Origin of the sequence: Thermanaerovibrio velox DSM 12556 (genome assembly GCF_000237825.1) — a bacterium.
GTDB lineage: Bacteria > Synergistota > Synergistia > Synergistales > Synergistaceae > Thermanaerovibrio > Thermanaerovibrio velox.
In genome coordinates, this window is sequence record NZ_CM001377.1 from 416,118 (window position 1) to 440,927 (window position 24,810).

Here is a 24,810-nt window from a genome sequence, read left to right on the forward strand (position 1 = left end):
CCTTAGGTCTTCAGTTAACCCCCGGGTTGGCCTGATTCGTCCTCCCGGCTCTCATGGACAGGGCGCGCCTTAGGACCCTGAGCTTGTCCTTCATGTCGTCCAGCACCAGGTAGACCACGGGCACCACGAACAGGGTGAGGAGCGTGGACGTGAAGACGCCCCCCAACCACCGCCACCGCCATGGACTGCCTGAACCCCGCCCCCTCCGATAGCTTGAGCGCGGTGGGTATGGACCCCACAAGGGTGCTGAGGGCGGTCATGAGGATCGGCCTCAGCCTCAGCGGCCCGGAGGTCAGCACCGCCGCCACCTTGGGGAACCCCTTCTCCCTCTCCTGGTTTATGAAGTCCACCAGGATTATCCCGTTGTTAACCACGATGCCCACCAGGAGGATTATCCCCATGAAGCTCATCATGTCCAGCTCGTTGCCCATCAGCGCCAGCATCCCGAAGGCCCCGGGAGTGAGGAGCGGCAGGGAGAACATGACCGTGAAGGGGTGCAGGAACGACTCAAACTGTATCGCCATCACCACGTAGACCAGGGCTATGGCTATGCCAAGGGCCACGAAGAGCCTTTTGAAGTCCTCCCGCTGGGTCTTGGAGCGCCCGGTGGGCAGTATCTGAACCCCCTCGGAGCCCCTGGCGGAGCTCTTGAAAGCCTGCTCCATGAGGGTCATCACCTCTCCGGTGGAGACCCCTGGTGCGGGGTTCACGCTTATCTCCAGAGAGGTCCTGCGGGAGTAGCGGTTTATGACGTTCGGGGAAAGCACCTTCTGGACCTTCACGAGCCCCGGTATCCGGACGGTCCCGCCGTTGTAGCGCACCGCCACCCTCTCGAGGTCCTCAACGGACCGTCTAAGGGACGGGTCCGCCATTAGCCTTATGTCGTACCGGAAGCCCTCGTCCTTGAATACCCCGGCCTTCACCCCGCCGAAGTAGGCCTGGATCTCCTGGGCCAGGTCCTTCACGCTCAAGTCCAGCTGATCCGCCATGGTGCGGTTGACCGTAACCTCCAGCTGGGGTTTGTTCAGCCTTATGTCGGTGTTGAAGTCCGTGATCTTGCCGGTGGCCTCCAGCTTTTCCTTCATCTCCTGGGCTATCTGATACAGCCTTTCGGGTGTTGAGCCCACAAGGACCATGGTGACCCCGCTCCTGCCCTCCTGGGAGAACGACAGCGTCCCCTCCTTGAATGAGGACAGGGAGGTCCTAACCTGCTCCATAACCTGCTCTATGGGGGGCCTGTCCTTTATGGGAACCAGCTCCACCGATATGCTGCCCTTGTTTGATTCACCCCCCATGCCGGAACCCACGTCGCCATAGGTGTACTTCACGTAGGGGTTCTTCCTTATTATGGAGTCCAGACGGGTCATCACCTCCTGGGTCCTCTCCAGGGAGGTCCCCTCCGGCATGGTCAGGTCCATGCTGAAGGACCCCCGGTCGTCGGAGGGGAAGAAACCCTTGCCTATCTGGGATGCGATCACCAACCCGAAGATGAAGAGGGCCGCCGCCGCCAGGATCACGGTCTTCCGGTGCCCCACCGCCCAGAAGAGCCCCCGCCGGTAAGCCTCCTCCATTCGCTGGAAGCCCCGATTGAACGCCGAGGCAATCCTTCCCCCCTTGGGCTCACCCTTGAGGATGACGGAGCACAGCAGGGGGGTTAACGTGAGGGACACCAAAAGCGACATGGTTATGGTGAGCACCACGGTTATCCCGAAGTGATAGAAGAACCGCCCCACTATCCCACCCATGAAGGCTATGGGGGCGAAGACCGCCACGGTGGTGGTGGCTCCTCCGATGACCGAGAACGCCACCTCCTGGGTCCCCTTTATGGAGGCATCCAAGACCTTCATGCCCCCCTCTATGTGCCGGTGGATGTTCTCCAAAACCACCGTGGTGGCGTCCACCACCATACCCACCGCCAGGGTTATCCCCATCATGGTGAGGTTGTTTATGCTGAGCCCTAGCCACTTCATGATGAGAAAACTGCTTATGAGACACACCGGTATGGATATCACCGCTATCCCGGTGGCCCGCAGGGTCTTGAGGAAGAGGAACATCACCAGGGAACAGAGCAGCACCGCCTGGAAGACGTCGGAGAAGACCCCTTTTATTGACCTCATTATGTAGTCCGAGGAGTCGGATATGAGGATGAGCTTCACGCCCCTTGGGGCTTCCCGCTGGAGCTCCTCCATGGCGGCCTTTACCCTGCGGCTCACCGCCACCTCGTTGGCTCCCCGCTGTTTCTTCACGGTGATGAATACCGTGTCCTTGCCGTTGTATATGGCGGCGCTCTCCTTCTCTTCCATGCCGTCCTCCACCCTGGCCACGTCGGACAGCCTCACCACCGCTCCCTGGGAGACCTTGATGGGCATGGATGCTAGGTCTTCTACCGAGGAGTACTCCCCTATGAGCCTTATCTGCAGGTCCTCCCGGGAGTTCTTTATGTTCCCCGCCGGCAGTTCCACGTGTTTGGCCTTGAAGGCGTCTATCACGTCCTTCACCATGAGGTTTCTCGCCTCCAGCTTGGCGGGATCCAGCCAAACCCGGATCTCACGGCTCCTCAGTCCCGGGGTTCCCACCTCGCCCACGCCCTCTAGGGCCTGGATCCTGGGCTTTACCACCTTGTCGGCGAAACGGGACAGCTCCCTCGGGTTGGCCCCCGTCACCGCCATGGTGACTATTGCCCGGTCCCCTATGGAGAACTTCTGCACCACCGGGGTGTCCGCCTCGCTGGGGAGGGAGCCCATGGCCAGGTTAACCTTGTCCCTCACGTCCGCCGCCGCCTTGTCCACGTCCCTGCCAAGCTCGAACTCCACCACCGTTATGGAGCGTCCCTGGTAGCTGCTGGATGAGATGTTCTCTATCCCCGATATGCTGGACAGCTTGTCCTCTATGACGTCCGCCACGTCGTTATCCATGACCTTGGCGCTGGCGCCGGTCATGGAGGTGGACACGGTCACCACCGGGAAGTCCACGTCCGGTATCAGCTGCACCCCCATGGATGACAATGCCATGAGACCGAATATTATGAGCCCCAAGGATATCATGGTGACCGTCACAGGACGTCTTACGGAGAACTCCCAGAGCCTCATCCTCTCACCCCTTCCGGCTTTTCATCCTTTGCGCTAAGCCCTTGAAGCACCATGGTCTTGAGCAGCCCACATATCTGATCCGACGGTACCCCCGTCTCGGGCCCCTCGATGGCGAAGAGCCTTCCAAGCCCCATCATGGTGCAGTGGATTATGGTCTCCGCAGCGTCGGGATCCACGGGCCGCAAACTGCCATCCTCTATCCCCGCCGCTATGATGTCCCGAATGCAGCGCCTTATCACGCTCAACGGATGATCCTCCCCTTGATGACACATGTGGCTTTTCCTAGCCATGAGGGAGCTGTCCTCCTCAAAGGCCCTGCCGATGGCCGCGATCACGTGCCTGTTCCTGTACATCCCTGAGGCCGCCACCTCCAGGGCCTCCTCAAGACCCTTTGACGCCGAAACCCTGCGGTTGACCACTTCTTCGCGTATCTCCGAAAGCCTCTCGGCGGTGATGCCCCCGTTGCGTTTCATCACGAAGAAGAGCACATCTCCCTTGCTCTCGAAGTATTTGTATATGGTGCCCTTGGCCACCCCCGCCCGTTGGGCGAGCTTCTCCATGGTTAAACCCTTCCATCCCTCCTCCCGCAGTATCCTTACCGCCGCTTCGTACAGGGCCTCCCGGGTAACCAGCTCCAGGAGGTCCCGCTTCTTTTCAGAAAGTCTCAACCTGATGCCCCCTTGCCGTCCGCAGCGTTGCTGTTACGCTGGTCATTTTTTAGACCGATGGTCACTAACCGTGGAGTCTAACCCCATCGACATATCCGGTCAATCGTGGAAAATACGTATGCATGGTGGATAATATGAGCTGTCACAAAAGTGCTATGAGTTATAATGTAATCGTAAGCCTTGCGTAATCCAGTGGTCATGTAGACATGGGGGTGTTGTGAGTGGATTTAAAGCTTCTTAAGATCGTTAACGATGAGGTGAGCTGCGGCGGTATAGGGGTTCTCTGCACCGTGGTGGACGAGGTGGGTTCCTCTCCCAGGAGCAGGGGATCGTCCATGTGGGTTCGCCTCGATGGTTCCATAGCCGGTACCGTGGGGGGAGGTTTGCTGGAGCACCAGGTGATCCAGAGGGCCTTGGAGATGATAGCCAAGGGGGAGTCCTGTGCTACCTTCACCAAGGATCTAAACGCCACGGACGGCATGGTGTGCGGTGGTAAGGTAGTGGTGTACCTGGAGGTCCTGGGCGGGGACGACCAGCTAGTGGTATTCGGGGCCGGGCACGTGGGCAAGGCCATAGGGGACTTGGCCCGCTACCTTGGGTTCTCCGTGGTGGTATGGGATGACCGGGAGGAGTTCGCCAACCAGGAACGGTTTCCCTATGCGGAGGTACACGCAGGGCCCCTGGAGGATTTCATGCGTGAATTCACGTCCAACCGCAGGACCTACATAGTAGTATGCACCAGGGGTCATGCCTTGGACTCCGAGGTGGTTCGGCTCCTGGAGAATAAGGAGGCCGCCTACATAGGGCTTATAGGCTCCAAGAGCAAGCTTATAGCGTTGAAGGAGTCCCTGCTTTTCAACGGGGTGAGCGAGGCTCACTTTGAGCGCATATTCAAGCCCGTGGGGCTCCCAATAGGGGCGGAGACCCCGGAGGAGATAGCCCTTTCGGTGATGGCGGAGATAGTGGCGCTCAAGAGGAGGGCCAATCTGGATTCCCTCAGGGCCTCCTGGTGGGATTGAGCGGATGGGCATGAGGCTTGGGGGGCTTGTGCTGCTTGGGGGTTACTCAAGCCGCATGGGGCGTTTCAAGCCCGGTTTGGACATCGGAGGGGCAACGCCGGTAGAGCGCTGCGTGAGGCTGCTCTCATCCGCCGGGGTGGATCCGGTGGTGGCGGTGGTGGGTCACAACCGGCAGGAGGCGGAGGCCCTTGTGAGTTCCGCCGGCGCGGACGTGGTCTTCAACCCCCTTTACCCCTCCGGCATGTTCTCATCGGTAAGGCGGGGCGTGGAGGCCCTGATGGGAAGCGGGGTGACAGGGGCCTTCGTGCTCCCCGTGGATGTGCCCCTCGTGAGGCCCTGCACCGTGAGGGCCTTGGCGGACCGTTTCGCGGCCCTCGCAGGCTCCGGGGCCGTGGATGCCCTTATCCCCGTCTTCAGGGGCAGGACCGGACACCCGCCGGTGATAGGAAGCCACAGGTTTGAGGAGATCCTGGGGTTTGAGGGCCAGGGAGGGCTTAGGGCCCTCATGTCGGGGTGGAAGTTGGAGACGTTGGACGTCTTCGACAGCCACGTGTTGCTCGACATGGACACCCCTGAGGACCTTGATGTGATCCTTTCGCGGCTTGGCCGGATGGAAGCCCCGGACCGGGAGGAGTGTCTTGAGATGCTAAGGCTATACAACACCCCCCCGGATGTGGTGTCCCACTCCCTGGCGGTGTGCGGCGCCGGGCTTAGCATCGGGAGGGCCCTCGTACCCAGGGGTGCCCAGCTGGACCTGGCGATGTTGGAGGCGGGGTGTCTGCTCCACGACATAGCCAAGGGCACCGGGAACCACGAGGCGGCGGGGGAGGAACTGCTGAAGGGGCTGGGCTTTGAACGTCTGGGCACCCTGGTGGGTTCTCACCGAGACCTCCCGGACTCGGTGAGAACCCCCGAAGCGGAGGTGCTGTTCCTGGCGGACAAGTCCGTGAAGGGAACCGGTTTCATCACACTGGAGGATAGGCTTAATGTTATGCGTCTTAGGCTCAGGGACGATCCCGCTGCCCTTGCGGGGGCGGAGCGCCGGATAGGCCTTGCCATGGAGATACGACGCAAGGTCGAGGCCCTCGCGGGGGCAAAACTTGAGGAGATCTTGAGTCTTGATAGATAAGCTGTTTCTTATAAGGCATGGAAGGCCGGCGATGCCTGAGGGCGTCATGATTGGCTCAAGGTCCGATCCGGATCTCTCGCCGGTGGGGGAGGAGGAGGCCAGAGAGCTTAGGAGCCTTCTTGGGCGGCTTGGGGCCCTGGAGCTACCTTGCGTTTCAAGCCCCGCCCGCAGGTGCCTTAGGACCGCGGAGCTCGCGGGGCTAACCCCCCTTGTGGTGGAGGACCTTAGGGAGCTGGACCTTGGACTTTGGGACGGCCTTTCGAAGGATCAGGTGATGATGGGCTGGCCTGAGCTGTTCGCCCAGAGGGGAAGGGACCTTGAGGGGGTGAGGCCCCCCATGGGGGAGAGCTTCGCGGACCTGGCGGAGAGGATGCGGGGTGCGTTCCGCAAGCTAGATGGCACCTTTGATGGCGGGTTGGTGGTTGTAGGCCATCGGGGAGCATCCTGGGCACTTACCTGCGCGCTCACCCGCCTGCCCTTGGGGCTTTACGGGGTCATCGAACACCGCCACTGCGGTGTCCACGTGCTGAGGCGGGAGGGAAAGGGCTTCCGCCTGGCGGCGGCAAACCTCTCCCCCTACCTGGTGGCGTAACTGGATCGTCTTTGCGCTAATGGAGAAGGCGGCCTTCCGCGGGCCGCCTTGATTTTGTAGAAATTGAAGGGCTAGAGATCCAGCTTCCTGCCCTTGGGATACGTCACCTTGTAGTCCACATTGATCTCCCTGGAGGAGCCGGGTGGGAGCTCCAGCTTCCAGGTGAGTATGCCTCGGTCGTAGGAGTCCTCCCTCATGGAGCAGGAGTAGGAAACCCTTATCGAACCGTCGGCGGGGAAGGGCACCCGGTCCTTCAGGGTTACCGTCAGGGTCTTCCCAAGCCCGTTGAAGACCCTGATGACGGTGCCTCCCTTCACGAAGTCCCTGTCTCCCTCGGAGCCCCGGGTCATAACGGCTTCCTCCCTGGAGGAGGTCACACCTGGCACCTTCCCGCCGGAGAACCTGAGGCCCTCACCCTTGGGGGTGAAGGGGATCGTAACCTTGCCGGTGGGCACCCCCCCTACGCTGACCGAGGCCTCTCCCCCCGGGATGATCCTATCGAGGGGCGATGTGGTCACCTCCATGAATGCGGTTTGGGAAGCCATGGGTATGACGGTGACGTCCACGGAGCCCTGCAGGTTGAACCTGCCGCTCACGAGGGATACCTCCTCTCCCGTGCCTGGGACCAATCCCTTGGCGGTGAAGGTGAGGTCCTCGGTGGAGGCCTCAAAGGAAGGGTTTAGGGCATCCATGAGCTCCGGTGCGCCCTTTAGCATCGAGGCCCTTAACATCACCGCCGGGGCGGAGAAGCTGACCACCCATGGGGAGATCTCGGGGTTCCAGTTCACGTCCTTCGGGGACGCGGTGTGGCACACTATGGGACCATCCCAATCGAGGCCGGTCTTCTGGGATATGAGAAGCTCCTCGGTGAGGACCACCTTGCCGGAGGGGTCCACATCCGCCCGGTACCGGGTTCTCCATGAGGCGTCCTCGGTGAACGCGGAGATCTTCGCGGTGCCGTTACCCCTTATCACAACCCGGTTGAGCAGATCCCCACCCTTGGGACCCCTTTGGGCCATCTCCTCCCGCAGCTTTTCCGCCCTGGCGCTTAGCCCCTGAAGCCGGTCCTGCCAGGACATCATCTCCCCCTGCATCTTAATGCGCTTCGCCTCCCACTGGGCGGAAGGCCCGCCCTTGGGGGCTCCCGCGTCGAAGGCTCTAAGGGCCACCTCCCTTGCGGCTACAGCCAGCTTGAGCTCCCGGATCTGCCGCTTCAAACCCTCCAGCTCTTTGGCATCACCGCTGAGCGCCGGGGGCACCCAGCCGGGAATCCTCTCCTGCCTGATGGAAACGGAGCTCAAGGTGCCGCCCTCCATGGTCACCGATATGGAATCCCTGTTGTAGGAAGAGGTAAGCAGCACCTCCTCCTGCCGGTTAACCGGTCCCTTGAAGACCGCAAGAGCCCCGCCGGGGTACACGTGGGCCTCCGAGGCGGATTTTACGTCAAAGGCGGAGGAGCTTCCCGGCGCCATGAGGAAAAGCATCACGCCCGCTGCCATCAGGCGTGGGAGGGACGCCCCACGGGGGCAGCAGAACCGTCCCGCAAATCTTCTTAACCCTTCTTTCACTTAATCCACCTCCGATGGGTTTAAATTGCGTTAAATTGATGCTATCAAATTCTAGGCTTTCCGCTGACCCGCTGGGGACCTGCCAAGGAGGTGCGGCTCTCACCGATCGCAAAGGGGTATGTAAACGTGAACCGCGGTGCCCACGTGGGGGGTGGATTCTATGACCACCGTTCCCTGGTGGTGGGTTATGAGCCCGTGTACCACCGATAGCCCAAGGCCCGAGCCGATGGGTACCCGGGAGGAGAAGAACGGCTCCGGTGCCCTGGCCTTTGTGACCTCGTCCATGCCGCATCCGTCGTCACATATGGAGAGAACCGCATATGGTCCCTCGGACAGGTTGGGGTTCATCGCCGCCTGGGAGGGGTCCACCTGGACCTCCCGGAGGGATATCTCTATGTGGCCGCCTGGGGAGACCGCCCATATGGCGTTGGACCAAAGGTGCAGCAGCACCTGCCTGGCGTGTTCCGTGGTGAGCTGAACGGTAAGGGGCCGGTCCGGGACTGACCAGGACACCGATATGCCCTCCGGGGCGATCTCGGACAGAATGGGCACGTGGCGCTCCACGAAGTCCTTAAGGTCTATGGTCTCCGATGCCTCGACGGGAGGCCGGCTTGTCATCAGGAGCTTCAAGGTCAGCTCCCTTGCCCTCTTGACCCCTTCCAGGATCTTGGTGAAGCAGATGTCCGGGGGCATCATGCCCGAAAGCCCCATCTCCGAGTATCCCTGGAGGGGGGCTAGGATGTTGTTGAGCTCATGTCCCATCCCCTCCGCGATGGTGGAAAGAGCCCTCATCTTGTGTGCCTGGAGCAGCTGGGTGCGCATCTTGAGCACCGGTGCTAGGTCTCGGAGGATCACCAGTATGCCCCTTTGTCCCTCCCCGAGGTGGATCCACTTTGCCAGCACCTCCACCGGTGAGGGGGCCCCGCCGGACACGGAGGCGAAGACCTCTAGCGGCGTGCTATGGCTCCTGTCCGCCAGCTCCTTGGGTGTCATGGGGCGCTCCGCCTCGCCGGATATGGGGTAGAAGAGGGCCTTAAGGCCTATGGGGTCCTCCTTGCCCAAGAGCCTCCTGGCGGTGCTGTTGGCTTCAACTATGAGGAGGCTTTCACCGCCGAGCACCAACAGGCCGTCTATGGACCCCTCAAACAGAGCCCGGTAGCGCGATTCTGACCTGGAGAGGGCCCTTATGGCCTCCATGCGTTCCGACACGTTGCGGGCAACGCCGGTTATTCGCGTGGGCCTGCCGTCCTGGTACTCCACCGCTGCCCCCTTGCACCATATCCACTCCCACTGGCCCAGCCTGTTCTGGCGGCGGAATATGTGGTCGAAGGTCCTCTGTTCCCCGTTGAGTATCCGATCCACCTTTGCCTTGACCTCCGGTGCGTCCTCCGGGTGTATCCTGCCGAATATCACCTCCTCCGAAGGGGATGAGAGGTCGTCCCTGTCGCCATCCGGCGAAGGGTTGACGGTTATGGTTCCCCTTGGTATGTCCCACTCCCATGTGTATATGTCGCCGCACTCCAATGCCAATTTAAGACGCCGCCGGCTTTCCAGGAGCTCCTGCTCCATGGCCTTCTCCTTGGTTATGTCCCTGCCGCATCCCACTGTGCCTATGAGCACTCCGTTCTGATCGAAGAAGGGGGCCTTGTGGACGTCAAGGAAGAGGAACTTCCCCTTTACGTTGCCCCACTCGTCGAAACGGCTTGGGGCCATGGCCTCCAGGGTCAATAGGTCCGAGTCCTGGCATATCTCCCCGAAGGTGTGCCACTGGGGGTCCTCCGGGTGAGACTCCCGTTCCCGGGTGGCGAAGAAGAGGTCCGTCTTGCCTATGGGCTCGTCGGTGTCCTTGGCGTTCAGGAGCTTTTCCGCCAGCGCCCGGTTGGCGAATATGTAGCGTTTTTTGAGGTCCTTAGCCCATATCATGTCCGGCACGTTGTCGCACATGGTCCTAAGAAGCGTGAACAGCTCCCGGTGCCTCCTGTCGCTTTCCTTGAGCTCCTCCTGCCGCTTCCAAAGCTCGTCAAGGCCCGTGAGTATGCACAGCAGCCCTATGGTCTCCCCATCTGGGTTCTTGATGGGGGTCACACTCAGGTTAAGGGGTCTTAAGGCCCCCCATGGCGTTTTGATGAGACAGTTGGAGTCGAAGCTGCCCCGGCTTAGGGCCTCATTCAATGCCTCATCAAGGGAGACCTCCACGTCGCCGTTGAAGGTGAAGGCCTCAAGGTCTTGAAGTCTTTCGCATTCCGTCGAGGGATCGAAACCCAAAAGATTGAGGGCCGCCCTGTTGCACAGTGCCACCTCGCCCCGGGGGGAGAGCACTATCATCCCCTTGGGGAACCCAATTATGAGCCCCCGGTGCCCTTCAAGGAACCAGTTAAGATCCCTCGGCCCCCCTTTTGTATGCTGCCCTTCCTGCATGGGTATCCCCTTTCGCATCTTGTAGTGCATTTTGCCGGTTAGTATATCATAAAATAAGCGGTTCAAAATGTTTAGTTCAGCCATTTGTTCCCTTTGGATGTAACATTCTAAGCATTATATGCTAAAAACCTGGTATGGTGGTGCCTTGTAAGGAAGGGGGCATTGGTTTTGAGGATAGAATCGGGACGGGTGGTGCGGCTTAAGCTTTATGACGTGGCGGAGGAGCTGGACCTTGGAGTGGTGGGTGGCATTTACCCCACGAGCCCTGGCCCTAAGGTGAGGTTTTTAAGGCGCCCCGTGGGTGGGGCCATAGAGCTGGCAAGGCCTCCGGTGGTTATGGACCTTGGGGAGTGGGTGGTGGATGGGTACCGCTGCGAGGTTGCCTTTAGGGCCTACGAGAGCGGGGTGGTGGGGTTCTCCCTGTCCTTTCCTCTTGAGGGTCTTACGGATGATGAGTTCGCGGAGGCCTCCATGGCCATAAGGTCTTCATCTTCGGCGTCCCTGGAGGTGGACCGCCTTGCCCGGGAGGCCTTTGAGGCCATGAAAGGTGCGGGCCTTTCGGTGTGGTGGGATCCGGACCTCACCGAGGAGTTCACGTTCTTCGTGGTACAAAAGGCCCAGGGTGGGCTTGGGATGAGGGAGTTCAAGGAGAGCTGGCGGTTTGCTTCCATGATGTACGGCGAGGGTCGGCCTCTTTCGAAGCACCTATTGGAGGCCCTTATGGGCAACGCCATGTCGTACCTGGAGGACGACCTTTTGGTAATGAACTACGACGGGGCCTTCATATCCGACCGGGAACCCGACGACATAATGATGATAGTGGAGTACGCGCTGCTGCAGCTTCTGGAGGCTAGGTACTACGACGGGGAGGTGAGCCGGCGCCTTGGGGCCCTATACGGCGCCATGGACATGAAGAGCGCCCACCTTAAGGCGCTCTTTTCCGGCGGTTACATAAGGGTTCGAAGGGAGGCCATGAAGCTGGTGTTGGACGCAAGGCTTGCCATGGACTCCATCCTCTCCTCTGTCAAGGTGACCGAGGACGCCTATTACTCTCAGGTGTACGCCAAGGCCCTCCGGGTCCTAAAGACCCAGGCCTGGGTGGACTCCATGGAGCGCAAGCTTGGGGAGCTGAAGGACGCCTGCGAGATGCTCGAAGGGGAGATCCAGGCCCTAAGGGCCAACTTGCTGGAGTGGATAATAATAGCCCTCATAGCCCTGGAACTGATACCCCTTCTGCCAAAGCTCCTTTAGTCGAACGCCTGAGGGATGAGGGTGAGGTTATAGGATGCTAAAAACCGGAACAAGGATCCCGTAGGTATAGATGGGTTGGAGAAAAATTCATGATATTATCGTTGTGTATTGGTTGGAGGTGGCTTTGGCCGGGGCGGTTTTTTGATTTTTGGGCGGAAGGGGGTTGGTGGGGGTGTTTTTCATCGGTTTGTATTTGTTGGGTCTGTTGGTGGGCATCGCGGCGGTGGTGAAGAAGAAGCCGCGGGACGCCGCCCATGTGGCTGAGACGCTGTTGTTGTACCAGCTTGTCATCACCGTAGCCCTGTCAAGTCTCATGGGTTTTGTGGGCCACGTCTTCATGAGCGAGAAGATCGCCGCCCAAATCGGCTGGGCGTCGAACGGCTTTCAAAAGGAGCTGGGTTTTGTCTCCCTGGGGATCGCCATAGCGGGCTTCATGTGCTTCTGGTACCGGGGGACCTTCTGGCTGGCGGTGATCGTCATCTTCTCCACCTTCTACCTTGGCGCCGCCGTCAACCACGTAAAGGAAATGCTGCTGGCGCAAAATTTCAACCCCGGCAACGTGTTCCCCGCCGTGTCGGACGTCCTCATACCTCTTACCCTCATCGCCTGTTGGCTCTTGAAGGCTAAGTGGGAAGGGCGCTCCTAAGGGGAGCGTTGATTTGGCTTAGGATGACCACAGGGCGGCAGGCATGGCGGGGCATTGGAGGCGTCTTGCTTATTCGGATATCCGATAAGGGGTGCTGCCGAGGCGGCTTAGGGGCTGGTAACGGGCCGTGATCGGGGCTTGGCCGCCGCAGGCCTTGATCACGGGGCATCGTCTCCATGATTGATTAAAAGAGGCAGGGGGGGTAGAGGGATGAGGCAGGAACATTTGGCTTTCCTGGTTTTGTTGTTGTGCGGCTTTGCCTTCGTGTTTCCCGGCGCGGCCTTTGGGGGTGCGGGGGGAGCCTCTGGCGGGGATGTAGGCCAGGGGAATGGTTCTATGGAGCCGGGGGGCCGTACCGCAAGGCTTGAGGTTGAGCCCCCGGCGGCCCTTTCCGGCGAACCCTGGCGCATAAGGGTGACTGGTATAGCCCCCGGCGCGCCGGTAAGGCTGGTTGCCGCCCAGGAGGACGGGTACGGCGTCCGGTGGGAGTCAAGCGCCCTGTTCAACGCCGACCATCATGGGGTGGTGGACCCCGCGCTTCAGTCTCCCATCTCGGGAAGCTACGAGGGGGTGGACCCGGCGGGGCTTTTCTGGTCCATGGTCCCGGTTTCGGGAGATTCCGCCGGAGCCTTTGGGAAGAGCCTAGCGCCCCAGAGGATCACGGTTTCTGCGGAGGCCCAGGGGGTCGCCTTATCCCGCACGGTGGAGAGGCTTCTCATGCTGCCTGGGGTTCAAAGGGTGGAGGTCCGGGATGGCGGGGTGGTGGGCACCCTTTTCCTGCCTCACGGGGAGGGTAGGCGGCCGGCCTTGATCGTGTTGAGCGGCTCCGAGGGGGGCACCTACGAGCCGGCGGCGGCCATATACGCGTCCCACGGCTACGTCACCTTGGCCCTTGCTTACTTCGGCATGGAGGGGCTTCCTCCCGCCCTCGTGGAGATACCCCTTGAGACGGTGGGGCGGGCCATAGAGTGGCTTAAAGCCCATCCCAGGGTGAAGGGCGACGCCATCGGCCTTTGGGGGGCCTCCAAGGGTGCGGAGCTGGCCCTTGTGGCGGCGTCTTACTATCCTGAGGTCAAGGCGGTGGTGGCCAAGTCGCCCAGCGCGGTGGTTTTCGAGGGGACCGGCCCGGAGATGGGGCGGAACCACAGGTCCTCTTGGAGCGTAAAGGGTGAGCCCCTGGCCTTCGTGCCCATCGTTTTCAACCAGGAGCTTTCGGAGAGCTTCTTCGCCGCCATGGCCAAGAAACAACCCTGGGCCACCGCCCCCATGTATGAATACGCGCTTCAGGATAAGGATGCGGTGGAAAGCGCGGCCATAGAGGTGGAGAGGATAAACGGGCCGGTGCTTCTGGTGTCCGGCGGTCAGGACGGGGTGTGGCCCGCGGGCAGGATGTCGCAGATGATCATGGAAAGGCTTAGGTCGAAGGGGCATCCCTTCCCGGATGTGCGCCTTCATTATGAGGTGGCGGGGCACCAGATAAGCGCCCCTTACTCGCCCACCACGGTGAACTGGCTTCAGATCCCAGGAGCCTTTGCCGAGGACCTTGGGGGCTCGCCGGAGGGCAACGCCAGGGCCGCCATGGATTCGTGGCCCAAGATCCTTGAGTTCCTGCGAAGGCACCTGGGGGGCGGGAATTAAGGTCCAAGGGGCTCTTGGCGGAAGAAGGGGCAGCGGACGCTGCTCCTTTTTTTAGTCTTTAGTCCCGGCCGTTGTTCCGCCCTGGCGAAGACGAGGACCGATGGTCTTGTATGATATTAATGTGTCCTGGAGGTTGTTGTGGGTTTAAAGCCTATGTATGGTTTTGTAGAAATTGATTAAGTGGTTTAGGGGTAGTATGTTTTTGACCGAATGTGGGCTAGTGGTTTTATGGCTGCGCCGAAGGAACTAAAATTTTAAAGGGGGCAGTATGGCGATGGGGGAACGACAAAACGGAGCCAGCCTGGGTTTTGAGAACAGGCTTTGGGAGATGGCCGACAAGCTGCGAGGCCATATGGATGCTGCTGAGTACAAGAATATGTTGTTAGGCTTTACGGGATATTGCTGATATTTGCGCAGGCAACCACTGTTGTTCAACAGTAAATTGAGGGATTTCCGAGGGGGGATTAACGTGGAAAACGGCCAGCTAACGTGGATTACCAATTTCATCTGGAGCATCGCTGATGATGTGTTGCGGGACATTTACGTGCGTGGTAAGTATCGTGACGTTATTCTGCCGATGACCGTTATCCGACGGTTCGATGCGGTGCTGGAGCCCACAAAGCAGGCTGTGCTGGATATGAAAGCCCAGCTCGATAAGGCTGGCATTGTTGATCAGCGTTTAGCCCTGCGACAGGCGGCGGGGCAGGCTTTCTACAACACCTCGCCGTTCACTTTGCGGGATCTTCGGGCGCGCTCAAGCCGCCAGCAACTGGAGGCGGATTTTCGCGCCTACCTCGATGGCTTTTCGTCCAATGTACAGGAAATCATTGATAACTTCTAATTCCGAAACCAGATCCCCCGTCTGACTAAAGGCGACGCCCTGGGCACGCTCATCGAAAAATTCCTTGACCCGTCCATCAATTTGAGTCCTTACCCCGTGCTAAACAGCGACGGCACCGTCCGGCTGCCTGACCTGGACAATCACGCCATGGGCACCATCTTCGAGGAGCTGGTGCGCCGCTTCAACGAGGAAAACAACGAGGAAGCCGGCGAGCACTGGACACCCCGTGACGCTGTGCGTCTGATGGCCCGTCTCATCTTCGAACCCATTGCGGACGTGATCGAATCGGGAACCTACCTGCTCTACGATGGCGCCTGCGGTACGGGTGGAATGCTCACAGTGGCCGAAGAAGCTCTATTTGATCTGGCAAATGAACGCAACAAGCAGGTCTCGGTGCATCTTTTTGGCCAGGAGATCAACGCCGAAACCTACGCCATCTGCAAGGCCGACCTGCTCCTTAAGTCCTTAAGGGCGAGGGCGAGGCGGCGGATAACATCGTGGGCGGACCCGAGTATTCGACTCTCTCCAACGACGCCTTCCCCGGTCGTACCTTCGACTTCATGCTCTCCAACCCGCCTTATGGCAAAAGTTGGAAGAGTGACCTGGAGCGCATGGGTGGCAAGACAGGTATCAAGGATCCCCGCTTTGTTGTCCAACACCGTGGAGAAGAACTCTCTCTCATTACTTGCTCCAGCGATGGTCAGATGCTATTTTTAGCTAATATGCTCATCTAAGATGAAGCATAATACCCAGCTTGGCAGCCGCATTGCGGAGGTGCACAATGGCTCGTCCCTGTTTACGGGGGATGCCGGCCAGGGAGAGAGCAACATCCGCCGTTGGATCATCGAAAACGACTGGCTCGAAGCCATTGTGGCCCTGCCGCTTAACATGTTCTACAACACGGGCATTGCCACCTACATCTGGGTGCTCACGAACAGGAAGCCCGAGCGCCGTAAAGGTCGCGTGCAGCTCATTGACGCCACGCAGTGGTACAAGCCGCTACAAGCCGCTTCGCAAGAACCTGGGTAAGAAGAACTGTGAGCTGTCCGAAGAGGACATCCGCCGCATTGTGGATACCTTCCTCCAGTTTGAGGAGACCGAACAGTCAAGGATCCATGTTGCCTCTCTTAAGAATCTAAACGAACGAGACGGGTTGCCTCATGTAAAAATCTAAACGAAGGCAGGGATCTTTTTGGGGGATCCCTGTTTTCTTTTTTCTGCCCCGCATTTTCCCAGCTCCTCCAATGCCGCGTCCAGTTTTCTCCTCAACTCTGCCGGATTGAGAGAGTCGAAGGTTTCACGAAGGGAAGCGCACACGGCAGGTTCTTCCCGCTCCAGGGCGTTCAGGAGCCTTTGGCAGGGAGTCCTGGGTACATCATAGACCTTCCTGACCCTGGCTCCCTGGCGGTGCTTCTCCACTAGCTTAAAGGACGGCTGGAAGAAATTGACGTACAGGCCCAGGTCCCTGTAAAGCCGGTTCAGGATTTCCACCTCCCGGGGGGTGTCGTACCGGGCGTATCCCACCGCTTTTCGTGCTGCCGCCCAGTTCTTCTGCTCGACATGGCAGTTGTCGTTTTTGTTCTCCGGCCTCGACCGGGTGAAGGTGATCCCGTGATCCGCGCAGAACCGCATCAGGTGATGGTTGATGAACTCGCTCCCGTTGTCGGAATCCAGCCCCTTCAAGGGGAAGGGGAGCCGGTCCATGAGAGCGAGGAGTGCCTCCAGCACCCACTTCCGGGCCCGGTTCGGCAGGGCATGAAGCTTGGTCCATCCGGTGGCCACATCCGTTAGGGTTAGCGTGTAGGCGAAATCTCCCGAGGCATTCCCGCCGTCGTGGCTCACCAGGTCCATCTCCATGAACCCGACCCCTGCATCGTCCCAGTCGGCAAAGGTGCGTATGGGAATCTGGTGCTTGAGAAGCGTTCCCGGCCGTGTGCAGGATCGTCCCCTGGGCAGAAGCATCCGTTTTCGCTCAAAAGGCAGAAGGCGGTCGATCGTGGCTGCGGAAAGGGCCAGCAGCTTCTCCCGCAGGGGTGAATCCAGGGACAGCTCGCCATGACGTTCCATCTTGGGAATCAGCCATGGAAGGGAAGGGGCCAGGCGTTTCATGCGGGGATAGCCCATCATTTCCCAGATGGTCTTCAGGGGCTCCAGGACATCGGGCCCGTATCGAACCGGACGCCTTCGCCTGACGGGCTTCGGCTCCGGGACGAGCTTCAGGGGAGCCTTTCCTGCGAAGCGAAGGACCGGTGTCCTGCCAAAGAGGGAAAGAAGGTGCGACGCATAGGACCGGTTGTATCCCGTCAGGGGAATCAGCCTGTCCAGGATTTGCCCTTTCTCTTCCCGTCCTGTCCGACAGTACGCTTCCGCTTCTGCCTTCACGATCTCCATCCGCGTTTTCATGGACAACCTCACCTCGTTTCCCCCCTTCGGGCTTCGCCCTATAGGGGATCATATTTCGTTTGGATTCTTAGGTGAGGCAACGTTCCCTTTTCGTTTAGATTTTACGTGAGGCAATTCGCCCACTATACACCGGTCAAAAGCTACTATAAGCTCATAAAAACCACCGACGACGACCCGGAATTCGATGTCAGAAAGGCGCAGAAGAAACTGCGTCGCTATGTAGAGGATCATGACTACGCCATAAGGCTCAAGGCCGAGATCATGGTGGACCATTTTCATGAACAGGTGATCGCCAAGGGCAAAATCGGCGGCCAGGCGAGGGCCATGGTGGTGACGGGCAGCATCGAGCGAGCCATTCAGTACTTCCATGCCTTCCAGGACTACCTTGCCGAGCGCAATAGCCCCTATCGGGCGATAGTCGCCTTCTCGGGCGAACATGAGTATGGTGGGGTCAAGGTCACAGAAGCCAGCCTTAACGGTTTCCCGTCGAATCAGATCACCGACAGGATCCGGGAAGACCCGTACCGGTTTTTGATCTGCGCCGACAAGTTTCAGACCGGTTATGACGAACCGCTTTTGCACACCATGTACGTTGATAAGGTTCTATCCGGGGTCAAGGCGGTGCAGACCCTCTCGCGGCTTAACCGCGCCCACCCTCAAAAGCACGACACCTTCGTCCTCGATTTCGTCAACGATCCTGATACGATCCGAAAGGCCTTCGAGCCCTACTACCGGACGACCATCCTCGCTGATGAGACAGATCCAAACAAGCTGCACAACCTAAAGGCCGACCTTGACGGCTACCAGGTGTACGCGCCGGAGCAAGTTGACGAGCTGGCGCAGCTCTACCTGAGCGGGGTTGACCGCGACCAGCTCGATCCGATCCTCGATGCCTGCGTCGTCACCTACCTGGAGCAGCTCGATGAGGACGGCCAGGTGGACTTCAAGGGCAAGGCCAAGGCGTTTCTGCGGACCTATAACTTTCTTTCTTCAATACTCCCCTATACCAACGCTGCGTGGGAGAAACTGTCAATCTTTCTCAACTTCCTGGTGCCCAAGTTGCCGGCGCCGAAAGAGGAGGATCTCTCAAATGGCATCCTCGAGGCGATCGATATGGACAGTTACCGGCTTGAGAAGCAAGCGACCATGAGGATCTTGCTTCCCGATGCGGATGCCGAAATTGAACCCATACCGGCTACAGGCGGCGGTCATAAATTAGCACCAGAGCTTGATCGTCTTTCGAACATCATCAAGTCCTTCAACGATCATTTCGGCAATATTCCCTGGAGCGACGCTGACCGGGTGCGCAAGCTGATCACCGAGGAGATCCCAGCACGTGTAGCCGCCGACACTGCCTACCAAAACGCACGCAAGCATTCTGATAAACAGAACGCCCGTATCGAGCACGACAAAGCCCTAGTTAGGGTGATGACCGCATTACTTAAGGACGATACCGAACTTTTTAAGCAGTTTAGCGACAATGGGTCTTTCAAGCGCTGGCTCTCCGACACGGTGTTCGATCTGACTTACAGGAACATCCTGCCGCCAGCGGAAGGTAGGGCTCTCATCGACGGCTGATAACACACGATATTTTTAACCCATTTGGTTTCCCGAGATATGTAGCAGCCCCTATGGCGGTGGCAGGGTTTGGTTTTCAAGGATCTGAACTCCTATCCACACGCTGAGGGGCTGCTGCACATGGGCAATGATGGTGAAAAATCTGGCACCGCAAAAATGGAAAATTGAGCGGATTAGGATCGACTATAAGCAAGAAAACATCTGGACTAGATCGACCGCGCAGCCGCGGGGGCGGTTAACTCAATGTGACAGGTCCTCCTGCCCCTATGCGGCGTCTTCCAGGCAGCAGGCGTTGGCGCCCCATGCTCAATGAATTAGATTGCTTCGTTGCCCCGAAGGCCTACGCTGAAGGAGCAGCCCAAGAGGCCTACGGCATGGCGCCTTGACGCATTAAACGTTGGGGTTTTAGGTTTTTGCCGGCCCATATCGTAGATAGAAAAATACAAAAAATCTTTTTATTAAGTTTTTATCCCCCTTTTGTGGAATTTATCCTTTTTTGCGTGTATTCTACCGGGGTTGATATTTTTCTATCTTCTGCGGAGGGGGTATTTTCTTTGCAATTGTCCTTTAATCCTGTCGAGACCCTGGCCTTCGCCTGCGCCCTGCTGTGGGTGGGGTTCCGCCTGGTGGAGAGGGTGGGGGTGCTGTACCGCTACAACATCCCAGCCCCGGTGGTTGGCGGCGGGCTCTTCTCCTTGGCTAACCTGCTTCTTAGGAGCGCGGGGGTGGAGATAACCTTCGACACCGTCCTCAAGGACTACATGATGATAGCCTTCTTCTCCACCATAGGCTTTGGCGCCAGCGTGAGGCTCCTCAAGAAGGGCGGCCCCGCGGTGGCGGTCTTCCTGGTGGTGGCGTCGGTCTTGGTGGTGCTTCAGGACCTGGTCTCCTGGGGCCTTTCCATAGCCACGGGCTTTAACCCGATCCTTGGGCTTCTGGCGGGTTCCGTCACCATGTCGGGCGGCCACGGCACCGGGGCCACCTTCGCCGCCTACTTCACCGAGGCGTACCACGTGGAGGGGGCCATGGAGCTGGCCATGGCGGCCGCCACCTTCGGCCTTGTGTCGGGCTCCCTCATAGGCGGCCCCGTGGCAAGGCGCCTCATAGAGCGCTTCTCCCTGAAGCCCCGTCCGGAGGACCAGCTGGAGCCCATCGAGCCCGTCACCGAGGAGCTCCACGACCGCATGGACCAGCCCACCACCACCGAGACCATGGTGGTGAGCATCTTCCAGATAGCCCTGGCAATGAGCGTGGGGGCCCTGCTATTGGCGTTCTTCAAGGACCACGGCATCAAGATGCCCACATACCTCTGCGCCCTGTTCGTGGGCATAATCATAAGGAACCTAGCGGACTTCACCGGCCTTTACAAGGTCAACATGCCCATGATAGAGCAGCTCGGAGGGGTGGCCCTCTACATATTCCTGGCCATGGCCCTCATGTCCTTGCAGCTCTGGCAGCTGGTGGGCGTGGCGGGTCCCCTTTTGGTGATCCTGCTGGGGCAGGTGCTCCTCATGATCCTCTTCGCTTACTTCGTGACCTTCAACTTCAACGGCAGGGACTACAACGCCGCGGTGCTGGCGGCGGGACACTGCGGCTTCGGCCTTGGGGCCACCCCTAACGCCATAGCCAACATGCAGGCGGTGACCCTGAAGTACGGACACGCCCCCAGGGCCTTCTTCACCGTCTCCATCGTGGGGGCCTTCTTCATCGACATAGTTAACTCCTTCGTGATCCAGGCCTTCGCCTCCATGATGGCCAAGGGCCTCTGATCCATAATCGTACGGCGCAACACAGGGCAAGCAAAAATCCAGGGGGCCCGCGCTGGGCCCCCTGGATCGTCCTTCCGCCCTTAGGCCTTAACCTTACGTATCACGTCTATCACGGTTCCGTCCCGCCACTCAACCACCGCCACTATCCGGTCCTCCTGCTCCAATGGGTCCATGGGGCCGCATATGGCCCTCGCCTTGGACAGGAGTTCCTCCATGGATATGAGGGGAAGCTTGGCCTCCCGGGCGGCGGAAATAAGGTCCCCCCTTGCGGGGTTCACGGTGATGCCGAACTCGGTGACCACCGCGTCCACCACCTCCCCGGGGGTGGTGGCGCAGTGGACCCGGTCCACCACGCAGGGTATCCTTCCCCTGAGGAGGGGCTGGGCTATTATGGTGAGCTTCGCCCCCGCGGCGGTGTCCTGGTGCCCCCCTATTCCGTGCAGCAGGTACCCGTCCGCCTCGGTGTTGACGTTCACGTTGAAGTCAAGGTCCACCTCCGTGGCGCCGAGTATCACCACGTCCAGGGAGTCCACTGCGCTGCCCTTGGTCCAGGGGCTGGCGTACCACTCGGCGGATATCTCCATGTGCCTTGGGTCCGACCCTATGGACCGCACCGCCTCCAGGTCGAAGGACTGCACGTCCATGAGGCATTCAACCAGGCCCTCCTTGAGCAGCTCCACGAAGTAGCCCGTTATGCCCCCAAGGCCGAAGCTTCCCTTCACGTTGCGTCGGATCATGGCGTCCTTCATAAAGGCGGTAACCGCCAGCGGTATGCCCCCCGCGCCGGTCTGGAAGGATATGCCGTCCTTGAAACAGCTGGATGCCTCGATGAGGGAGGAGGCCATCTGGGCTATCAAAAGCCTCAAGGGGTCCCGGGTTATCCTGGTGCTGCCGGACACTATGCCCGAGGGGTCCCCTATGCTCTCCACCGCCACCACCTGGTCCACGTACATCTGGGGTATCGAGATGGGGCACAGCATCCCTTCAACCAGGTTGTCTGTCACCGCCACCACGTGGTCCGCGTACATGGCGTCGGTGAAGGCGTATCCCAGGGAGCCGCAGGCGCTCCTGCCCATGGCCCCTGAAAGGTTGCCGAACCGGTCCGCCGAAGGAGCCCCGATGAACGCCACGTCTATCTTAACCTCCCCGGACGCTACCGCCCTGGGCCTTCCGCCGTGGCTTCGCAGCACCACCGGTTCCGCCATGCCCCCCTGGGAGACCAGCTTGCCTATGGGACCGTTCACGGATCCCATTATCCGGCGCACCACCCCGGACCTTATGTGGTCTATGAGCTCCTTGTGGACCCCGAAGAGGGCGGTGGGGAATATGGTGAGGTCTCCTATCCCCATCTCTGCGCAGGTCTTGATCACCTGGTTCACCACCAGGTCCCCGTTCCGAAGGTGGTGGTGGAAGGACACGGTCATGCCGCTCTTAAGGCCACTGGCCTCTATGGCATCCCGAAGGCTTCGGCGCACCTTGGACCCCATGGCGTCCCGGCCCTTCCTCATGGGCTGGCCGGCGCTTCTCACCTCCGGCTCCCTGGCAAAGGCCCCCTGGAAGGGCTTTACCTCCCCGTATCCCTCTATGAACCCCGGCAACTCCCGCCCCAAGGCGTTAACAGGCAACGGAACCACCTCCCACGTCTTCCCCGGCCAGCATAAGGGTCCTCATGGCCCGCTTAACCACCGGGGCGTCCACCATGCGGCCCTCCACCGAGACCGCCCCCTTGCCCTGGGCCTTGGCCTCCATGGCGGCCTCCACTATCCGCCGAGCCCTCGCCACCTCCTCGGGCTTCGGGGTGAACACCGAGTGCACCACCCCTATCTGGCTGGGGTGTATGACGCTCTTCCCCTCGTAGCCCAGCTGCTTTATGAACTCCGTCTCCGCCTTGAGCCCCTCCGGGTCGTTTATGTTCGGGAACACCGTGTCCAGCGGATCAACCCCCGCCGCTCGGGCGGCCATCACCACGTACCTCCGGGCCCAGTCAAGCTCCGTCCCATCCTTGGACCGGGAGGTCCTCAGGTCCGCCGCCAGATCCTCCCCGCCGGGGATTATGGCCGCCACCCGGGGCGACGCGGCGGCTATCTCATAGGCCCTCATTATCCCCCTGGCGGACTCCAGGAGGCAGAACACCTTGGTCCTGCCTTCCTCCAAGCCGGACTCCACCTCTATCCGGGACAGCATCCGGTCCAGCTCCCTTACCTGCTCCGGGTCCTCTATCTTTGGAAGCCTTACCCCGTCCACCCCGCAGGGCACTATCTCCTCCAAGTCCTTCTCCATGTGCGGGGTGTCCATGCCGTTTATCCTAACGGTCACCTCGCAGCACCCGAAGTCCCATTTGCAAAGCGCTTCCCGTACCAACACCCGGGCAGCGGGCTTCTCCCCCTCCGGCACCGAGTCTTCCAAGTCCAGGATTATCCCGTCCGGGCCAAAAAGGTAACCCCTCAAAAGCATGTTGGGGTTGTTGCCCGGCAGGTACAGCATGGTGCGCCTCAAGGCTCCTCACCCCCGGTCCTGTGCTTCAGCACCGCCGCCTCAACCCGGGCGGCCAAAACCAGATCTATGGCCCCGTTGTCCTGCACGTCCACCGAGACGTTAAGGATCCCCAGCCTTTTTAGGGTTTCCATAACGGTCCTCTCCATGGAGGACTTGAACCTTGCTGCCCCTGAGCCGGATATGGACACCTTGGGACCCGATGGATCCTCCGTCACCGTGACGAGGCAGTCCATGGACTCCAGGGTCCCCGCCTGAGCTGTGGTCACGTAAATCACTCCTCTTAAAGGGCGTGGGGCTGAAAAGAGGCCCCCCCTTGGTATTCCAAAAGGGGGGCTCTGCCGAGCCCCCCTTGGCAAAGGTAGTCTAGTCCTCGAAGCCGATGGTCTTGTTCCAGTCGCACATCTCCCTTGCCTTGGCCTTCGCGTCCTCCAGGGTGCTGCCTGTGAAGCCGGGGTTGATCTTCTGGGCTATGGCGGTGGCCATCTCTATGGTGCTGGCGGCGTTCTTCTCCCAGTCCGGGTCGTTCCGGAAGTCCCTCAACACGTCGTAGGTCAGGGTCTTGGGCTTGTTCTCCGCCAGAACCTCGTTGATGGCCCACTCGATCTTCTGGGCCTTCTCGTCCATCCCCAGGTACTCCAGCATCATCTTGGCGGTGAGGAGCATGGCGGAGGGATTAACCCGGTACTGGTGGGCGTACTTGGGCACCGATCCGCTGCAGGGCTCGAATATGGCGGTGTTCTCCCCGATGTTGCCGCTTGGGGCGAACCCCAGGCCTCCCACCAGTTGGCTGGCCTCGTCGGAGAGGATGTCGCCGAACACGTTGCTGGTTACTATCACCTGGTAGTCCTGGGGGTTCTTTATGAGCCACATGGCGGTGGCGTCCGCGTTCTCCTCGATCCCCTGTATCCCGTACTGCTCGTACTCCTTGGCGATCTCAAGGAATATTCGCTTCATCATCCCGTCGGTCTCCCGGATGACGTTTGCCTTGTTGCAGCAGTGAACCTTGGTCCTGCCGGTGGCCTTGGCGTACTCGAAGGCGGCGCGGATTATCCTCTCGCACCCCTCCTTGGAGAAGACCCGCCAGGACACCGCCACGTCGGAGCACTTCTTGAAGCGCTCCATGCCCTTGTGGAGGTCGTACATCTCCTTGGGAAGCGGGTGGAACTCCACCGCCGCGTAAAGGTCCTCGGTGTTCTCCCGGAAGAGCACCAGGTCTATCTTGGGATCCCCCTTCAGGGGAGAGCCCAGGGCGGGCAGGGTCTTAGCGGGCCGGAGGTTTATGTAGAGGTCGAAGAGCTGCCGCATCTGCAGTATGGCGGACTTGAATCCCTTCACCCCCGCCTTGGAGGTTATGGCGGCCATCAACGTGGCATCGCACTCCCGGATCTTCTCTATGGTCTCCGGCGGGACCGTGTTGCACCTCGGGTCCCCCTCGCCGAACTTCTTGACCGACTTCTCCCACATGCACCAGCCGAGGTCGGCTCTTACCCAGTCTATCGGAAGGTCCATGGCGTGAAGTACCAGGAGCGCCCCCTCCATCATGTCGTATCCGGAGTCATCACCGGACATGTAGCATACCTTGTAGCGCTCCTTGGGCTCCTTGACCTTAAGGACGTTGCGGCTCATCTCCTGATCTCCTCCTTTGATGTCCCTTTTTCCCCTTGGGGGTTTTAACCTCCCGCGCACCCTAAAGCGTAAACGGCGG

General features: G+C 59.9%; 21 protein-coding genes. 12 read left to right on the forward strand and 9 right to left on the reverse strand.

Annotated elements, in window-relative coordinates:
• Positions 1–14 precede the first annotated feature (14 nt).
• Entirely contained in the window at positions 15–3,089 is a 3,075-nt protein-coding gene (locus THEVEDRAFT_RS01885; RefSeq protein WP_006583036.1) for an efflux RND transporter permease subunit, read from the reverse strand.
• Positions 3,086–3,757, reverse strand: coding sequence for a TetR/AcrR family transcriptional regulator (locus THEVEDRAFT_RS01890; protein ID WP_006583037.1), 672 nt, complete (start codon positions 3,755–3,757; stop codon positions 3,086–3,088). The genes THEVEDRAFT_RS01885 and THEVEDRAFT_RS01890 overlap by 4 nt, the downstream gene beginning before the upstream one ends.
• Positions 3,758–3,978: 221 nt before the next feature.
• Here THEVEDRAFT_RS01890 and THEVEDRAFT_RS01895 point away from each other — a divergent pair, with 221 nt between their 5' ends.
• From THEVEDRAFT_RS01895 to THEVEDRAFT_RS09115, 3 genes are read left to right on the forward strand one after another with little or no spacing between them, the layout of a single operon-like run.
• The gene (locus THEVEDRAFT_RS01895; RefSeq protein WP_006583038.1) at positions 3,979–4,776 is read left to right on the forward strand and encodes an XdhC family protein; all 798 of its coding nucleotides are present in this window, start codon (positions 3,979–3,981) and stop codon (positions 4,774–4,776) included.
• Positions 4,777–4,780: 4 nt separating this feature from the next.
• Positions 4,781–5,905, forward strand: coding sequence for a DVU_1551 family NTP transferase (locus tag THEVEDRAFT_RS01900; protein WP_006583039.1), 1,125 nt, complete (start codon positions 4,781–4,783; stop codon positions 5,903–5,905).
• A complete protein-coding gene (locus tag THEVEDRAFT_RS09115; protein WP_006583040.1) occupies positions 5,895–6,497 on the forward strand; it encodes a histidine phosphatase family protein in 603 nt (200 codons plus the stop codon). The genes THEVEDRAFT_RS01900 and THEVEDRAFT_RS09115 overlap by 11 nt, the downstream gene beginning before the upstream one ends.
• Positions 6,498–6,568: 71 nt before the next feature.
• Here THEVEDRAFT_RS09115 and THEVEDRAFT_RS01910 read toward each other — a convergent pair whose 3' ends face one another.
• Together THEVEDRAFT_RS01910 and THEVEDRAFT_RS01915 are read right to left on the reverse strand one after the other, a co-directional pair.
• Positions 6,569–8,065: a DUF4139 domain-containing protein gene (locus THEVEDRAFT_RS01910; RefSeq protein WP_006583041.1), complete on the reverse strand. Its 1,497-nt coding sequence runs from the start codon at positions 8,063–8,065 to the stop codon at positions 6,569–6,571.
• Positions 8,066–8,164: 99 nt separating this feature from the next.
• Entirely contained in the window at positions 8,165–10,483 is a 2,319-nt protein-coding gene (locus tag THEVEDRAFT_RS01915) for a PAS domain-containing protein (RefSeq protein ID WP_040825126.1), read from the reverse strand.
• Positions 10,484–10,651: 168 nt separating this feature from the next.
• On the opposite strand from THEVEDRAFT_RS01915, the gene THEVEDRAFT_RS01920 reads away from it, so the two are divergent.
• The 7 genes from THEVEDRAFT_RS01920 (at position 10,652) to THEVEDRAFT_RS09775 (ending at position 15,888) form a co-directional block, all read left to right on the forward strand.
• On the forward strand, positions 10,652–11,734 hold the full coding sequence (locus THEVEDRAFT_RS01920) for an RMD1 family protein (protein ID WP_006583043.1): 1,083 nt from the start codon (positions 10,652–10,654) through the stop codon (positions 11,732–11,734).
• Positions 11,735–11,906: 172 nt separating this feature from the next.
• Complete coding sequence (locus THEVEDRAFT_RS01925) at positions 11,907–12,380, forward strand: DUF6790 family protein (RefSeq protein ID WP_040825602.1); 474 nt, start codon at positions 11,907–11,909, stop codon at positions 12,378–12,380.
• Positions 12,381–12,590: 210 nt separating this feature from the next.
• Complete coding sequence (locus THEVEDRAFT_RS01930) at positions 12,591–14,018, forward strand: acyl-CoA thioester hydrolase/BAAT C-terminal domain-containing protein (RefSeq protein WP_006583045.1); 1,428 nt, start codon at positions 12,591–12,593, stop codon at positions 14,016–14,018.
• A gap of 274 nt (positions 14,019–14,292) precedes the next feature.
• The gene (locus THEVEDRAFT_RS10075) at positions 14,293–14,424 is read left to right on the forward strand and encodes a type I restriction-modification system subunit M N-terminal domain-containing protein (RefSeq protein ID WP_006583046.1); all 132 of its coding nucleotides are present in this window, start codon (positions 14,293–14,295) and stop codon (positions 14,422–14,424) included.
• Positions 14,425–14,487: 63 nt separating this feature from the next.
• Positions 14,488–14,859 carry a type I restriction-modification system subunit M N-terminal domain-containing protein gene (locus THEVEDRAFT_RS09765; protein WP_245522697.1) on the forward strand — a complete coding sequence of 124 codons (372 nt, stop codon included), beginning with the start codon at positions 14,488–14,490 and terminating at the stop codon, positions 14,857–14,859.
• Between the two features lie 96 nt (positions 14,860–14,955).
• Positions 14,956–15,576: an HsdM family class I SAM-dependent methyltransferase gene (locus THEVEDRAFT_RS09770; RefSeq protein ID WP_245522698.1), complete on the forward strand. Its 621-nt coding sequence runs from the start codon at positions 14,956–14,958 to the stop codon at positions 15,574–15,576.
• A gap of 18 nt (positions 15,577–15,594) precedes the next feature.
• Positions 15,595–15,888 carry an HsdM family class I SAM-dependent methyltransferase gene (locus THEVEDRAFT_RS09775; protein WP_245522699.1) on the forward strand — a complete coding sequence of 98 codons (294 nt, stop codon included), beginning with the start codon at positions 15,595–15,597 and terminating at the stop codon, positions 15,886–15,888.
• 141 nt (positions 15,889–16,029) lie between these two features.
• Here THEVEDRAFT_RS09775 and THEVEDRAFT_RS01940 read toward each other — a convergent pair whose 3' ends face one another.
• A complete protein-coding gene (locus tag THEVEDRAFT_RS01940) occupies positions 16,030–17,250 on the reverse strand; it encodes an integrase catalytic domain-containing protein (protein ID WP_172634016.1) in 1,221 nt (406 codons plus the stop codon).
• A 117-nt stretch (positions 17,251–17,367) separates the two neighbouring features.
• On the opposite strand from THEVEDRAFT_RS01940, the gene THEVEDRAFT_RS01945 reads away from it, so the two are divergent.
• Both THEVEDRAFT_RS01945 and gltS read left to right on the forward strand, forming a co-directional pair.
• Positions 17,368–18,840: a type I restriction enzyme subunit R domain-containing protein gene (locus tag THEVEDRAFT_RS01945; protein WP_245522700.1), complete on the forward strand. Its 1,473-nt coding sequence runs from the start codon at positions 17,368–17,370 to the stop codon at positions 18,838–18,840.
• A gap of 554 nt (positions 18,841–19,394) precedes the next feature.
• Positions 19,395–20,609, forward strand: coding sequence for a sodium/glutamate symporter (gene gltS, locus THEVEDRAFT_RS01950; protein WP_006583048.1), 1,215 nt, complete (start codon positions 19,395–19,397; stop codon positions 20,607–20,609).
• A gap of 80 nt (positions 20,610–20,689) precedes the next feature.
• On the opposite strand, the gene citF is transcribed toward gltS, so the two are convergent.
• The 4 genes from citF to THEVEDRAFT_RS01970 form a co-directional block, all read right to left on the reverse strand.
• Positions 20,690–22,234 (reverse strand): citrate lyase subunit alpha, encoded by a 1,545-nt coding sequence (gene citF / locus THEVEDRAFT_RS01955; protein ID WP_006583049.1) that lies wholly within the window; start codon positions 22,232–22,234, stop codon positions 20,690–20,692.
• Entirely contained in the window at positions 22,224–23,105 is an 882-nt protein-coding gene (locus THEVEDRAFT_RS01960; protein WP_006583050.1) for an HpcH/HpaI aldolase/citrate lyase family protein, read from the reverse strand. The genes citF and THEVEDRAFT_RS01960 overlap by 11 nt, the downstream gene beginning before the upstream one ends.
• Entirely contained in the window at positions 23,102–23,371 is a 270-nt protein-coding gene (citD, locus tag THEVEDRAFT_RS01965; RefSeq protein ID WP_006583051.1) for a citrate lyase acyl carrier protein, read from the reverse strand. The genes THEVEDRAFT_RS01960 and citD overlap by 4 nt, the downstream gene beginning before the upstream one ends.
• A 97-nt stretch (positions 23,372–23,468) precedes the next feature.
• Complete coding sequence (locus THEVEDRAFT_RS01970) at positions 23,469–24,731, reverse strand: isocitrate/isopropylmalate dehydrogenase family protein (protein WP_006583052.1); 1,263 nt, start codon at positions 24,729–24,731, stop codon at positions 23,469–23,471.
• Between the last annotated feature and the right edge of the window lie 79 nt (positions 24,732–24,810).

Bases quoted from the DNA above. Each gene is read 5' to 3' on its own strand.
- THEVEDRAFT_RS01885 (WP_006583036.1), bottom strand. From the start codon at position 3,089: ATGAGGCTCTGGGAGTTCTCCGTAAGACGTCCTGTGACGGTCACCATG.
- THEVEDRAFT_RS01900 (WP_006583039.1), top strand. From the start codon at position 4,781: ATGGGCATGAGGCTTGGGGGGCTTGTGCTGCTTGGGGGTTACTCAAGC.
- THEVEDRAFT_RS01915 (WP_040825126.1), bottom strand. From the start codon at position 10,483: ATGCAGGAAGGGCAGCATACAAAAGGGGGGCCGAGGGATCTTAACTGG.
- THEVEDRAFT_RS01930 (WP_006583045.1), top strand. From the start codon at position 12,591: ATGAGGCAGGAACATTTGGCTTTCCTGGTTTTGTTGTTGTGCGGCTTT.
- THEVEDRAFT_RS10075 (WP_006583046.1), top strand. From the start codon at position 14,293: ATGGGGGAACGACAAAACGGAGCCAGCCTGGGTTTTGAGAACAGGCTT.
- THEVEDRAFT_RS09775 (WP_245522699.1), top strand. From the start codon at position 15,595: ATGAAGCATAATACCCAGCTTGGCAGCCGCATTGCGGAGGTGCACAAT.
- THEVEDRAFT_RS01940 (WP_172634016.1), bottom strand. From the start codon at position 17,250: ATGGAGATCGTGAAGGCAGAAGCGGAAGCGTACTGTCGGACAGGACGG.
- THEVEDRAFT_RS01970 (WP_006583052.1), bottom strand. From the start codon at position 24,731: ATGAGCCGCAACGTCCTTAAGGTCAAGGAGCCCAAGGAGCGCTACAAG.